The sequence below is a fragment of the Streptomyces sp. NPDC001157 genome (assembly GCF_053598255.1).
Genome location: NZ_JBSFJW010000036.1, coordinates 12,871 through 25,317 on the forward strand (window position 1 = coordinate 12,871; position 12,447 = coordinate 25,317).

12 protein-coding genes and 2 pseudogenes are annotated in these 12,447 nt (G+C 72.0%); 8 read left to right on the forward strand and 6 right to left on the reverse strand.

Features of this window, described 5'->3' with window-relative positions; translation table 11 throughout:
- Positions 1 to 263 precede the first annotated feature (263 nt).
- The 4 genes from ACWDAG_RS39075 to ACWDAG_RS39090 all read left to right on the forward strand — a co-directional run bounded on the left by ACWDAG_RS39075 (position 264) and on the right by ACWDAG_RS39090 (position 4,292).
- Positions 264 to 2,435 carry a SpoIIE family protein phosphatase gene (locus ACWDAG_RS39075; protein ID WP_450700306.1) on the forward strand — a complete coding sequence of 724 codons (2,172 nt, stop codon included), beginning with the start codon at positions 264 to 266 and terminating at the stop codon, positions 2,433 to 2,435.
- Between the two features lie 128 nt (positions 2,436 to 2,563).
- The gene (locus ACWDAG_RS39080) at positions 2,564 to 3,265 is read left to right on the forward strand and encodes a nucleotidyltransferase family protein (protein ID WP_450700307.1); all 702 of its coding nucleotides are present in this window, start codon (positions 2,564 to 2,566) and stop codon (positions 3,263 to 3,265) included.
- A complete protein-coding gene (locus tag ACWDAG_RS39085) occupies positions 3,262 to 3,543 on the forward strand; it encodes a BON domain-containing protein (RefSeq protein ID WP_450700308.1) in 282 nt (93 codons plus the stop codon). Before ACWDAG_RS39080 ends, ACWDAG_RS39085 begins: the two co-directional genes overlap by 4 nt.
- A complete protein-coding gene (locus tag ACWDAG_RS39090) occupies positions 3,540 to 4,292 on the forward strand; it encodes a metallophosphoesterase family protein (RefSeq protein WP_450700309.1) in 753 nt (250 codons plus the stop codon). The genes ACWDAG_RS39085 and ACWDAG_RS39090 overlap by 4 nt, the downstream gene beginning before the upstream one ends.
- A gap of 28 nt (positions 4,293 to 4,320) precedes the next feature.
- Here the strand turns inward: ACWDAG_RS39090 and ACWDAG_RS39095 are convergent, their stop codons facing one another.
- Positions 4,321 to 5,847 carry an FAD-dependent oxidoreductase gene (locus ACWDAG_RS39095; protein WP_450700310.1) on the reverse strand — a complete coding sequence of 509 codons (1,527 nt, stop codon included), beginning with the start codon at positions 5,845 to 5,847 and terminating at the stop codon, positions 4,321 to 4,323.
- Positions 5,848 to 6,042: 195 nt separating this feature from the next.
- On the opposite strand from ACWDAG_RS39095, the gene ACWDAG_RS39100 reads away from it, so the two are divergent.
- Positions 6,043 to 6,519 carry an SRPBCC family protein gene (locus tag ACWDAG_RS39100; protein ID WP_450700311.1) on the forward strand — a complete coding sequence of 159 codons (477 nt, stop codon included), beginning with the start codon at positions 6,043 to 6,045 and terminating at the stop codon, positions 6,517 to 6,519.
- Positions 6,520 to 6,593: 74 nt separating this feature from the next.
- Positions 6,594 to 7,073: a flavin reductase family protein gene (locus tag ACWDAG_RS39105; protein ID WP_450700312.1), complete on the forward strand. Its 480-nt coding sequence runs from the start codon at positions 6,594 to 6,596 to the stop codon at positions 7,071 to 7,073.
- Between the two features lie 60 nt (positions 7,074 to 7,133).
- Here ACWDAG_RS39105 and ligD read toward each other — a convergent pair whose 3' ends face one another.
- The 3 genes from ligD to ACWDAG_RS39120 form a co-directional block, all read right to left on the reverse strand.
- Positions 7,134 to 8,114, reverse strand: coding sequence for a non-homologous end-joining DNA ligase (gene ligD / locus ACWDAG_RS39110; RefSeq protein WP_450700313.1), 981 nt, complete (start codon positions 8,112 to 8,114; stop codon positions 7,134 to 7,136).
- Between the two features lie 96 nt (positions 8,115 to 8,210).
- Positions 8,211 to 9,113 (reverse strand): SDR family NAD(P)-dependent oxidoreductase, encoded by a 903-nt coding sequence (locus tag ACWDAG_RS39115; protein WP_450700314.1) that lies wholly within the window; start codon positions 9,111 to 9,113, stop codon positions 8,211 to 8,213.
- A gap of 54 nt (positions 9,114 to 9,167) precedes the next feature.
- Complete coding sequence (locus ACWDAG_RS39120) at positions 9,168 to 9,917, reverse strand: SDR family oxidoreductase (RefSeq protein ID WP_450700315.1); 750 nt, start codon at positions 9,915 to 9,917, stop codon at positions 9,168 to 9,170.
- A 118-nt stretch (positions 9,918 to 10,035) separates the two neighbouring features.
- Between ACWDAG_RS39120 and ACWDAG_RS39125 the strand changes: the two genes are divergently transcribed.
- The gene (locus ACWDAG_RS39125; RefSeq protein ID WP_450700316.1) at positions 10,036 to 10,728 is read left to right on the forward strand and encodes a TetR/AcrR family transcriptional regulator; all 693 of its coding nucleotides are present in this window, start codon (positions 10,036 to 10,038) and stop codon (positions 10,726 to 10,728) included.
- An 81-nt stretch (positions 10,729 to 10,809) separates the two neighbouring features.
- Here ACWDAG_RS39125 and ACWDAG_RS39130 read toward each other — a convergent pair.
- Positions 10,810 to 11,008, reverse strand: a pseudogene (locus tag ACWDAG_RS39130) (DNA-binding response regulator); the annotation flags it as partial.
- 20 nt (positions 11,009 to 11,028) lie between these two features.
- Here ACWDAG_RS39130 and ACWDAG_RS39135 point away from each other — a divergent pair.
- Positions 11,029 to 11,627: pseudogene (locus ACWDAG_RS39135) on the forward strand (FAD-dependent oxidoreductase); the annotation flags it as partial.
- Positions 11,628 to 11,630: 3 nt separating this feature from the next.
- Here the strand turns inward: ACWDAG_RS39135 and ACWDAG_RS39140 are convergent.
- Positions 11,631 to 12,377, reverse strand: coding sequence for a DUF3152 domain-containing protein (locus tag ACWDAG_RS39140; RefSeq protein WP_450700362.1), 747 nt, complete (start codon positions 12,375 to 12,377; stop codon positions 11,631 to 11,633).
- Positions 12,378 to 12,447: the final 70 nt, after the last annotated feature.

The window sequence follows — 12,447 nt, forward strand, 5'->3', positions numbered from 1 at the left end:
GGACCGTAAGGCCGTCATCACCGACAGCGACTCCGGCATCGGGTGTGCGGTCGCGTCGGCTTTCGCAGCGAGGGCGCCGGTGTGCCGCCTTGGCGCACTCCTTGGCTGAGTCGCGCACTTCGCGCGGACCGGCGCCGGGATCAGGGTTTGTGAAAGCCCTGGCGTCCGATTGCCCCCCGCGCTGATCGAAGCGGCGCTGCCCGCCGCCCCCTGCTTTGGGCGGATCCACCTGGGAACTCGTCGGATGTTCGACAGGAGGTGCTGTGAGCCAGAGCGATGCTACGGCGGATGTCGCACCCGAGTCGGTCGACACGGCGCTGCTGGACGTGGTCCGGGACTGCGGGGCGTCCAGGGGTCTGCTCTACGTGCTGCCGCCGAAAGGTGACGCCCTGTGGCTGGTGGCATTGACGGGGGCTCCCCGTGAAATGGCCGTGCCGTGGACCCGGGTGGGTCTGGCGGACTCCATTCCGGTGGCGGACGCCGTGCGGGCCGGTCGCCTGGTGTGGATCAGCGACATGGAGGACATGGCCCGCCGCTACCCGCGCACCTCCCTCGTTCTGCCGTACGCCTTCGCGCTGGCAGCCGCCCCCCTCGCCGCCGGGGGCTCTGTCGTGGGCGGACTGGTGCTGCTGTGGCCGGCCGCGCATCCGCCGAGGCTCAGCGGCGCGGAGCGCACGGTCATCGATGCCGGCTGCCGGCGACTGGGCCGCCTGCTGCACAACGCGGCGGACCGCAACGCTCTGCCCCCGCCGGGTGAACCGCGGATCCTGCCCCACCCTTCCCGCGCCCGCGCGCTGCGAGCCGAGGGGAGCGAACAGGCGGCGTTCATCGCGAGGCTGCCGGGCGGCGCGTGCGCGCTGGACGACACCGGCCGGTTCACCTTCGTGACACCCGAGGCGGCACGCCTGCTCGGCGCCGACGCCGACGCCCTGCTGGGAGCACTGCCCTGGGAGGCGCTGCCGTGGATGGACGTACCCGAGATCGAGGATTCCTACCGGTCGACGCTGGTGAGTGAACGGCCCACCACCTTCAGCGCAGTGCGGCCCCCGGACACCCCGTTGGCCTTCGCGCTCTACCCGGACCCGTCCGGCATCAGTGTGCGGATCACCCGCAGCGATCCCCGTGACGAACTGTCGCCGAGTGCGGAGAGTTCCCACAGTGCCCCCGCCCACCCCGCCGCGACGACCGAACCCGCCGCACGCGGACCGAGCCGGGCCGGCTCCCTGTACCACCTGATGCACATGGCCGCCACGCTCACCGAAGCCCTCGGCGTCCAGGACGTGGTGGACCAGGCCGCCGACCAGCTCATGCCCGCCCTCGGCGCCACGGCCATGGCCGTCATGGCGCCACGGGACGGCAGGCTGAGAATCCTCGGCCACCGCGGCTACGACGCCGAACTCATGGCACGCCTCGACCACATGCCTCTGAACGCCGACACGCCCGCCGTGCGCGTGATGGAGACCGGCAGTCCGCACTTCTTCAGAGGCTTCGACGAACTTCGCCGGTCGTATCCCGAAGCCGTCCACCACGACGACAAGACCTCCTGGGCGTTTCTCCCACTGATCGCCTCCGGCCGGGCCGTCGGCTCGCTCGTCCTCGCCTACGACCGCCCCCGGCACTTCCCGCCCACCGAGCGGGCGGTGATCACCGCGCTGGCGGGCCTCGTCGGCCAGGCCCTCGAACGGGGCCGCCTCTACGACACCCAGTTCGCCGTCGCCCACCAGCTCCAGGCCGCGCTGCTGCCCCGGCACCTGCCCTCCCTGCCCGGGCTGCGGGTCACCGCCCGCTATCGGCCGGCGGGCCACGGGGTGGAGGTGGGCGGGGATTTCTACGACCTGATCCGTCTCGACGACACCACCGTCGCGGCCGCGATCGGTGACGTCCAGGGGCACGACATCGACGCGGCGGCCCTGATGGGACAGGTCCGCACCGCCGTGCACAGCCAGGCGGCGGCCGGGGCCTCCCCGGGAGACGTGCTCGGGCGGACCAACCGCCTGCTCGTCGGTCTGGATCCCGGCCGGTTCGCCAGTTGCCTCTACGCCCACCTGGATCTGGGCCGCCACAGCGTGTGCCTGGCCAGTGCCGGCCACCCGCCTGCCGTGCTGCGGCATGCCGACGGCCACACCGAGGTCCTGAGTCCTCCTCCCGGACTGCTCCTCGGCATCGACGACCGGGCCGACTACCTGGCCGCCGAGTTTCCCCTGCACCCCGGCTGCGTCCTCGTCCTGTACACCGACGGGCTGATCGAACGGCCCGGCGTCGACCTGGACGACGCCGTCAGCGCGCTCGCCGAACTTGTGGCACACAGCGACCCCGAAGACCCCGACGTCATGGCCGACGCTCTCATCCGCCACGCCTCCGACCTCGCCGACGACTTGGCCCTGCTGATCGTCCACCTCAACGGGCCCTCGTCCGACGAGGCCGGGGACGGCTGACACCCGTCGCTGCCCAGGGTCCGGACCGTGTCGCCCTGGCGGCCCGGGGGTACCCGGACGGACACACAGGGGGCAGACGGACCCGCTCGTGGCCTGCCCCGACGCCGGGAATCGCGAAGGGAGCGCGCATGGTGCACGACGCGCAGGGCCCGGCCCGCGCCGGCGACTCGGGCCCTTCCGGTCTGCGTGTCGCCCCGGCGGAGCCGTCGCCCGCCGCAGGACCGGACGCGGATCTTCCCCGTGACCGGACCCAGGCGATCCTGGAGGCGACCAAACAGGTCGCTGCACTCCTCAAGCAGAAGGAGCACAGATTCGCGCTGGCCGGGAGCGTGGCGGCCTACGCCCATGGCGGCAACGGAAGGCTGCAGCACGACGTCGACTTCTGCGTCCTTCCCGAGGACGCCGACGCCGTGGCGGCCACGCTGCGCGCGGGCGGCCTCACCGTCCACCATGCCCCGGAGGACTGGCTGCTGAAGGCGAGCTGCCACGGCCAGAGCGTCGACATCATCTTCGAACTGTCCGACCACCCGGTCACCCCGGAACTGCTCGCACGCGCCCGGGAGTTGCCCGTCGACTCCGTCCACATGCCGGTGCTGTCGCCGACAGACCTGCTGGTGAGCCTGCTCAAAGCCTTCTCGGAACACCACTGCGACTTCGGGGACGTACTCCCCGTCGCCCGCTCGCTGCGGGAGAAGGTCGACTGGCAGGAGGTACGGCGAACGTGCGGCGACCAGCCCATGCCCGCGGCCTTCCTGTTCCTCCTGGAACGCCTGGACGTCATCGATTCCGAGCCGGAGCATCGAACCGGATCCCCCGAGGAACAGCCATGAGCGAGCACACCGTCGAGCCCTCCTCCGGCGCCCCGTCGAGCCTTGACTACCGCGTCGCCCACCTGACCGAACGCTTCGCGGCCGGTCTCCCCGGCGAACTGGGCGTACGGGCCGAACCGCGCGGCGAGGCGGTTCTGCTCACCGGCACGGTTCCCTCGGCCCAGTGCCGTGAGGACATCATGCGCATCGCCCGCGAGGCCTTCCCGGACGTGCCGCTGCACTGCGACATCGTCACGGCGCGAACCGCCCCGCCCGACGACGCGGAGGACCTCGCATGACCCGCGTGGCAGCCGTCGGGGACATCCACCTCGGGTTGGAGAGCCACGGTGTGCTCCGCCCGGCGTTCGAGACGCTGCCCGAATGCGCGGATCTTCTGCTGCTGGCCGGCGACCTCACCCGCCACGGCACACCTCAGGAGGCCCTGGTCGTCGCCAAGGAGGTCGAGGACCTGGCGGTCCCGGTCGTCGCGGTCCTCGGCAACCACGACCATCACGGCGGATGCCCGGACGAGGTGACGGCCGTCCTCGAGGATTCCGGCGTACGGGTCCTGGAAGGCCGGTACACCGTGGTGACCAGCGGCGACACCCGTGTAGGGATCGCGGGGACCAAGGGGTTCGGGGGCGGGTTCGCGGGCAGGTGCGCGGGGGAGTTCGGCGAGACCGTCATGAAGGAGTTCGTCAGGTACTCCCGCCGGTGCGCGGACGGCCTGCGGACCGGACTGCGGGAACTGGCCCGGGCGCAGTGCGACGTGCGGATCGCGCTGACCCATTTCTCGCCCGTACCGGACACGCTGGCGGGCGAGCCGCTGGAGATCTACCCGTTCCTCGGCAGTTATCTGCTGGCCGAGGCGATCGATGCCGAGGGCGCCGACCTTGCCGTGCACGGACATGCCCATTCCGGCACCGAGCACGGGATGACCAGCGGCGGGGTGCAGGTGCGAAACGTGGCACAGCCGGTGATCCGGCGGGCGTTTCACGTCTACAACCTTCCGGAGCGGGGAGCGAACCGGGCAGCGGAACACGCGTGACCGGCCCTGAATACCGCATGCGGTCGGCTCAGATGTCGCGCTGTTCCAGGGGCCGTACGGCCGGGCCCTGCAGGATCTGCCCGTCCGGGGCGAAGCGCGAGCCGTGGCAGGGGCATTCCCAGGCCTGTTCCGCGCGGTTGAAGGCCACGAGGCAGCCGAGATGGGTGCAGCGGGCCGAGACCGCGTGCAGCCGGCCGTTCTCGTCACGGTGCACGGCGCACTGCCGCCCTCCCACCCGTACCAAGGCACCACCGCCCGGGGGAATGTCCGCCGTCGGGGGCCGCGTCATCGCGGGCAGCCGGTCGCCGACGAAGTGCCGGGCCACGTGCGCCTGATGCTTGAGGAACGAGGTGCCCTCGCGGACCACGGAGATCAGACGCCGCGGGTCGTAGAGGCCGGCCCAGGCGACCTCACGGCCATTGATGAGGTCGCTGAGCAGACAGCCCGCCATGATGCCGCCGCTGAGCCCCCAGCCACCGAACCCGGTGGCCACGTAGGCATGACGGCTGCCCAGCCAGAGCGGCCCGACGAGCGGCACGGAGTCGGTGGCGTCGTTGTCCTGCGTGGCCCAGCGGTGGCTGATCGTGAACCCCGGGAAACGGCCCTCGGCCCAGGACGCGAGCCGCGCGAATCTCTCCTCGACATCGGCGGTGCCGGGAGTGAAGTGCTCGCCGGTGACGATCAGCAGACGTTTTCCGTCACGGTAGGGCGCGCTGCGCACGGACCGTGTGTTCTGCTCAGGCGTGATGTACATGCCGCGCGGGGCCCGGTCCTCGTCGATGGCCCCGGCCACGACCAGCTCGCGGCGCGGCGAGAGCCGGGTGAAGAGCAGAGCACGGTCGAAGACCGGGTAGTGGGTGGCGATCACGACCTCGTCCGCCCGCACCGACACACCCGCGTCCGTCGCCAGGACGCAGGGCTCGCCCTCCGTGAGGCCCACGACGCGTGTGTGCTCGTGCACGACACCTTCGCGTCGGCGCAGATCGTCGGCGAGGGCCAGCAGGTACTTGCGGGGATGGAACTGGACCTGTTCTGTCACCCGGACCGCACCGGCGACCCGGAACGGCAGCTCGGTCTCGCTCACGAACTCGGCCGCCAGGCCCGCCTCCCGCGCCGCTTCCGCCTCCGCCTGCAGCTTTCCCACCAGGCGGGGATGCTCGCCGTAGGTGTAGGCCGCGGCGTCCTCCCAGTCGCAGTCGATGCCGATCTCGTCGGCGATTTCGGCGGCGTGCCGGATCGCGGCGGTCTGCGAGTCCGCGTACAGACGCGCGCCTGTGGGGCCACGGGTGCGGCGCAGGTGGTCGTAGGTGAGCGTGTGCAGAGCGGTCAGCTTCGCGGTCGTGTGGCCCGTGACCCCGGCGGCGAGGCGGTCCGCCTCCAGTACGGCCACCTTGCGTCCCTGCCGGACCAGTTCCCACGCCGTACTCAGGCCCGCGATGCCACCGCCGACCACGGCGACGTCCACGGCGACATCACCGGACGGCGGGGGCGCGGGTTCACCCGGCGGCACCGTCTCGAGCCAGTACGATCCGTGGATTTCAGACTCAGCGGCCATGACCGCCGAGTTCCCGCAGCGGTGCCACGGACACACGGAGCCGCTCTGGATCCGCAACCTGCAACGGCCTGAAGGGCACAGACCGGCGAAGCGCCAGAACACGGGCTGACCGAGGCCTTCCCGGGGTACCCGGTGCCACGCACACATGCAGGAGGCCTGCCGCCCGGCGCGGTCGGTCCTGGCAAGGAGGCAGGGATGGGCACGGTCAAGAAGGCAGTGGACGTGGAGGTTCCGCTGCCCATGGCGTACAACCAGTGGACTCAGTTCGAGGAGTTCCCGAACTTCATGGAGGGCGTCGACGAGGTCAGGCAGCTCGACGACCGGCACAACCACTGGACCACCAGCATCGGCGGGGTGCGGCGCGAGTTCGACACGGAGATCGTCGACCAGCTGCCGGACGACCGGATCACCTGGCGAACCGTCGGCGGCGACACGCAGCAGAGGGGATCGGTCCGGTTCGAGCGACTGGACGACACCCACACCCGCGTGGAGCTCGTGATGGAGGTGGAACCCAGCGGGGTCGCCGAGCAGAGCGCGGACGCCCTGGGCCTGATCGACCGGCGGGTGAAGGGGGATCTGAACCGTTTCAAGGACTACGTGGAGCGCGAGGGCGGCGCCACCGGCGGCTGGCGTGGCCGCATTCGGCCCGAGAACCCCGGCACACCGCTCTGACGGTCGGGTGTCGGGCCGCGGTCGCCCCGAACCGGGGCTGCCGGCTTGTTGACGACGGTGAGGAGCGAGGAGACATGACGGACGTCGACGCGTTCATGAGCCGGCTGAGTCCCGACATGTGTGTCGTCACGGCCGCGGCAGGCACGGAGCGGTCGGGCTGTCTGGTCTCCTTCTCCTCCCAGTGCTCCATCCGGCCGGTCCGGTTCGTGGTGTGGATCTCCAGGGCCAACCACACCTACCCCGTCGCCCGTGCCGCGGACTGTCTGGCTGTCCATCTGCTCACCCGGGAACAGCACGAGCTGGCGGCCCTGTTCGGCGGCCAGACGGGCGACCGGACCGACAAGTTCGCGCACGTGCCGTGGACGCGCGGACACGGCGGCTCGATCCTCCTGGAGGAGGCCGCCGCGTGGTTCGTCGGCAGCGTCGAACAGCGCGTCGACGGCGGCGACCACGTCGGCTTCGTCCTCACGCCCGAGGACTGGGGCAGCCGCGCGGACGGACCCCTGCTCCGGCTCGACGACGCCCGGGACATCAGCCCCGGCCACCCCGCATGACGGCCCCTCCGCAGTTGGCTCAGAGCAGCGCGCGCCGTGACGGTATGTCAGGTAGGGGGTTCAGACAGGGGTGTCCGGGATGTCGGCCGACGCGTCCTCGGGCGCCAGGTCGGGTCTCAGCCGCAGCCAGGACGGCTGGCGCAGCAGTCCCGCCCGGGTGCGGGTGCTGTAGCGGACCTCGCCGATCAGCCGGGGCACCACCCAGCGGGCCCCCGCGACGGACGGCACGGGATCGAAAGGACACACCTCGGTCGCCGCGGCCTGCAACAGCGCGGCGAGCTGCGACCGCTCGGCCTCGCTCCAGCCGGTGCCCACACTTCCGACGTACCGCAGGCGTCCGGCGGCCCGCTGCCCCACCAGGACGGCGCCGGGCAGCCCCGACAGTCGTCCTTTCCCGGGCAGCCAGCCGCCCACCACGACATCCTCGCTGCGCATGTTGCGGATCTTGATCCAGGCCCGGGAGCGCACCCCGGGCTCGTACGACGAGTCCAGCCGCTTGCAGACCAGGCCCTCCAGACCGTGCTCACGCGTGGCCTGCAAGGCCTGTTCGCCGTGCCCGACCAGGGCGGCCGGGGTGGACCAGAACGGGCCGTGGAGGCCGAGCCGCTCCAACCGCTCGCGCCGCCGGGCATAGGGGAGCGCCGTGAGGTCCTGCCCGCCCAGGTGCATCACGTCGAACAGGACGAGGTGCACGGGCACCTTCGCGGCCTGCCGCGCCGCCCTGCCGGGCGCGTGCGCCAGCCCCATGCGGGACTGCAGCAACTGGAAGTCGGCGCGCCCCCGTTCGTCCAGCGCCAGCACCTCCCCGTCGAGCACGGCAGGCGTGGCACCGAGCGCCCCGCCCAGCGGTCGCAGCTCGGGATACGCGCCGGTGATGTCCTCCCCGGACCGCGCCCGCAGCAGGACGCTGCCGTCCCCTTCGAGGTAGGCCACCACGCGCTGGCCGTCCTGCTTGGTCTCGTAGGCCCAGCGGGAGTCCTGGGCGGCGGACGGCAGGGAACCGGGCGTGGCGAGCATGGGCGGGATCAGGGGGAGCGTCACGGGGTCAGTTGTCGACGGTGTGGTCCGCCGCCATTCGCCCCGAGGGCCGGGTTCCCCTGATCGGCGCTGCCTGCGGGCGGCTGCGCACGGCGTCGGCTACAGGCTGCTCGCCGGCGTCAGCAGGTCGTCGAGGCCCACCCTGCGGAAGAACTCGGCGCGGACGCGGTCGGCCACGACGGAGACGACCTCGCTGCCGTCGCGGCTCGGGTCCACGTGAACCCGGAACGGCCGCCTGCCGGGCGGCAGTTCGACGGTCCGGACGACGGCCTCGGCCACCTCGGCGACATCGGCGTCCGGCGGTATCAGCCCGGCCAGCCGCACGTTCACGTCGTCCATCAGTGCCTTGTAGCGGGCGTCGTAGGCGGCGGCCCGGTCGGCGTCGGCCGGTGAGCCGGCGTGGGCGAAGTGGTTCGTGCCCGAGGTGAAGGCGCCCGGCACGATGATCGAGGTGTCGATCCCGAACCGTATGAGCTCGGCGGCATAGCTCACCGCGAGGGCGTCCATGGCGGCCTTCGCCGCGAAGTACGGGGCGAGGAAGGGCGGGCAGCCGCCGCGTGTGCTGGAGGAGCCGATCCACACGAGGTGCCCCTGTCCCTGCGCGCGCAGCCGGGGCAGGGCCGCCCGGTTGACGCGCTGGGTGCCGAGCACGTTGGTGTCGTAGACGCCCGCCAGTTGCTCGGGGGTGAAGGCCTCGGCCGGGCCCAGCACCATGTGCCCGGCGTTGTGGACCAGGACGTCGAGGCGGCCCTGTTCGGCGACCACGCGGGCGACGGCCGCGTCCGCGCTGTCCTGCCGTGTCACGTCCAGTTCCACGGCGTACAGGCCGACTCCGTGCTCGGCCGCGTGCGCGGCCAGGTCGGCGGCGGCTTGAGCGTTGCGGCTGCCGAGGGCGCGCATGCCGGCGTAGACCGTGTGCCCGCGCTCGGCGAGAGCGCGGACGGTGAGGGCGCCGAAACCGCTGGAGGCACCGGTGACGAGAATGACCTTGCTGTCGCTCACGACTGTTCCTTTCGAACTGTCGAACTCTGTGCTACTCGAAGGACGGCGCGGCCGTCAGATGATGCCGCCGTTGGCCCGCACCACCTGTCCGTTGATCCAGCGGCCCTCGGCGCCGACCAGGAAGGACACGACGCCCGCGATGTCCTGCGGCGTCCCCAGGCGCTCCAGCGGCGGCTGCGCGGCCAGACGGGCGATGGTCTCCTCGTCCTTGCCGTCGAGGAAGAGCTCGGTGGCGGTGGGGCCGGGCGCCACCGCGTTCACGGTCACGTCACGGCCGCGCAGCTCCCGGGCGAGTATCAGCGTCAGCGCCTCGACCGCCCCCTTGCTCGCGGCGTAGGCGCCGTAGCCGGGGAAGGCGAGACCCAGCACCGACGTGGAGAAGTTGACGAGCGCCCCGCCCGGGCGCAGGCGCCGGGCGGCCTGCTGGTCGACGACGAACGTGCCGCGGATGTTGGTGTGGTAAAGGGCGTCGAGCTCGCCGAGGTCGAGTTCGGTGACGGGGGAGAGGAGCATGCGTCCGGCCGCGTGCACGACCGCGTCGATGCCGCCGTAGGTGGCCTCCGCGAGGTCGAACAGGGCGGCCACCGCTGTCTCGTCGCCTACGTCCGCGCAGGCGGCGTACGCCGAGCCGCCTGCGGCCTCGATGGCCTGTACGACGTCGTCGGCCGCGTCCTTGTTGCCTGCGTATCCGACGACGACCGAGAACCCGTCGGCGGCGAGCCGCTCGGCGACCTGCCGGCCGATGCCGCGCGATCCGCCCGTCACGATCGCGACACGCCGGCCCGTGGGGGACTGAGTGGTCATGGCTGCACCCTTCGCTTGTTAGCGCTGCTACGTCTTGTTCGTATCGACGATAACACAGATTCGTAGCGTCGGTATTGCCGACTTCGTATCGTCGCTACGGATGGCGTACCTTGGACGCATGGATGCGAGGGAAAAAATCCTGGAAGCGGCCGCGGACCTGCTGGCGAAGGCACCGGTCGCCGATGTCTCGACGCGTGCGGTGTGCGAGGCGGCCGGGGTGGGGGCGCCGATGCTCTACCGGCTGTTCGGCGACAAGGCCGGGCTGCTGGCCGCCGTCGTCGACCGGGGCTTCGAGGAATACCTCGCCTCCAAGCGGGCGGCGCGGCCCAGCGACGACCCGGTCGCCGACCTCAGGAGCGGCTGGGACAACCACATGCGCTTCGCGCTGGAGCACCCCAACCACTACCGCCTGATGTACTCGCCCGAGCTGACGGCCCCACCCGCGGCGGCCAAGGAGGCGCACGCCCTGCTGCACGGGATCCTCGAACGCTGCGCCGCCGCCGGCCGGCTCACCGTCCCGCCGGCCCTTGCCACGCAGATGATCATGTCCGCCAATGTGGGGGCGGCTCTGTCGATGCTGACCAGGCCCGAGCAGTACCCGGACCCGCAGTTCTCCGAGCGTCTGCGCGACAGCGTGCTCGACTCGCTGACCCGCCCGCCCGAGACGCGCGAGCCGGGCGCCCCGGACAGCGCCGTCCCGGTCGCCGCCGCGACGCTCGCGGCCCGCCTGCGGGCCGCACGGTCCCCGGTGTTCACACCGGCGGAGTCGGCTCTGCTGGAACAGTGGCTGGACAAGCTCTCCGCGGGCTGAGCCCGCAGCTCGCAGCTCGCGGTTCTTAGCGCCCCGCGGTCGGCGATGCCTGCACGAGCCCCGACCGGTAGGCGATCACGACGAGTTGGGCGCGGTCGCGGTCCGGATGCCGTCGAGCAGCGCGTCCGCGGTCACGCCCCTGCCGAGGAACCCGCTCGCGCCGGCGGCAGCGCCTCGGGGACGTACTCGTCGATCTCTCGAACGTGGTGAGGACCGGCGTGCGCGTGCCTGCCGGCTCGGGATTGCCACAGATCGCGGGGGTGGCGGCCGAGCCGTCGGATGTCCGTCAGGACGAGGTCGGATCTGCGCCGCGGGGTCACCGTGAGCGAGGTGACCCAGCACGGGGTGCGGCTCGCGGACGGCGAACTCATCGAGGGCGACGAGGTGTTGGTCGCCGTCGGTTCACAGCCCAACGCCGAGTGGCTGGAGGGCAGCGGGCTGGCCGTCGGTGACGGCGTGGTCTGCGACGAGTACTGCGAGGCCGCCCGGAACGTGTACGCGGCCGGCGACGTGGCCCAATGGCACAACCCCTTGTTCGGTGCGTCCATGCGGATCGAGCACCGCACCAACGCCGCCGAACAGGCATGGCCGCAGCCCGCAACCTGCTGCGCCCGGCCGCCCGCAAGCCGTTCGCCCCGGTGCCGTACTTCCGGTCCGACCAGTACGACATGAAGATCCAGGCCTGCGGATACCTGCGCGGGCACGACGAAGTCGCCGTCGTCGACGGGGACTTGGCCGAGGCCGGGTTCGTGGCCGCGTATCGCACCGGCGGCAGGGTGAGCGGTGCGCTTGCGGTGGGCGTGCCGCCCAGGGCCCTCCGGCCATGGCGGGAGGCGATCGCGGCCGGAGCCGCCTGGGGCGAGGCCGTGCGCACCGACGCGAGGGTGACGGGGGTCTGAACTTCATGGGGCGGCGGGGCCGGTGAGGTAGCGTCCCCGCTCGTCGTACGGCCACACGTTGGGCGCACAGCCGTGCATGCCCTTGATCTGCTGCATCATCGCCGGGGCCGGCTGTCCCGGACCGGGACAGGTGACATGGCCGTGTCCGAGGAAGTGGCCGACCTCGTGGTTGATGATCAGCGCGTGGTAGGCCGTGACGTCCTTGGCGTAGACGGGGGTGGCGAGCAGCCAGCGTTCGAGGTTGACCATCACCTTGTGGTTGACGCTGCAGTTGTACCGGCCTTCGGTGTCCAGGCCCCCCTCTTGGCACGTCCTGTCCACCGTCCCGGGGGTCGCGACCCGTACGACGAAGTCGGTGGGGCCGTCGGAGACCCGCTGGAACGCGTGGCGGCCGCCCTGGGTCCAGCCGCGCCGGTCGGCGAGGATGCGCTCCACCTCCTTGGCGGCGGAGGCGGCGGACAGGTCGATGTTCTGCTCGACCTCGACCCGGTAGCGCAGTGCCGTGCCGGTCCCGGCCTTGGCGCTCGTGCCGGCCGCGGTGGTGAACGTGCCCGGCCCCGTGGCCGGGATCTTCGGGCCGGGCGGGGCGGAGGCGCTGGCGGACGGGCTGGGAGACCTCGTGACGGGGCGGGGTGAGCGCGAGGGCTCGGAGCCCGGCTTCGCGTGTGCGGGGGATCGGGCCCCGTCGTTGTGCGCGTCGGCGGACGTCCAGCCCACGGCCGCGAAACCAGTGACGCTCAGAACGGTCAGCGCGGCCAGACCTCCCCACACTCTCGTTCTCGACCGACGAGCGGCGGCGTGCGAGGCACCTTTGCGACGA

Coding starts and splice junctions, on each gene's coding strand:
- ACWDAG_RS39080 (WP_450700307.1), top strand. CDS start 2,564: ATGGTGCACGACGCGCAGGGCCCGGCCCGCGCCGGCGACTCGGGCCCT.
- ACWDAG_RS39085 (WP_450700308.1), top strand. CDS start 3,262: ATGAGCGAGCACACCGTCGAGCCCTCCTCCGGCGCCCCGTCGAGCCTT.
- ACWDAG_RS39090 (WP_450700309.1), top strand. CDS start 3,540: ATGACCCGCGTGGCAGCCGTCGGGGACATCCACCTCGGGTTGGAGAGC.
- ACWDAG_RS39095 (WP_450700310.1), bottom strand. CDS start 5,847: ATGGCCGCTGAGTCTGAAATCCACGGATCGTACTGGCTCGAGACGGTG.
- ACWDAG_RS39100 (WP_450700311.1), top strand. CDS start 6,043: ATGGGCACGGTCAAGAAGGCAGTGGACGTGGAGGTTCCGCTGCCCATG.
- ACWDAG_RS39105 (WP_450700312.1), top strand. CDS start 6,594: ATGACGGACGTCGACGCGTTCATGAGCCGGCTGAGTCCCGACATGTGT.
- ACWDAG_RS39120 (WP_450700315.1), bottom strand. CDS start 9,917: ATGACCACTCAGTCCCCCACGGGCCGGCGTGTCGCGATCGTGACGGGC.
- ACWDAG_RS39125 (WP_450700316.1), top strand. CDS start 10,036: ATGGATGCGAGGGAAAAAATCCTGGAAGCGGCCGCGGACCTGCTGGCG.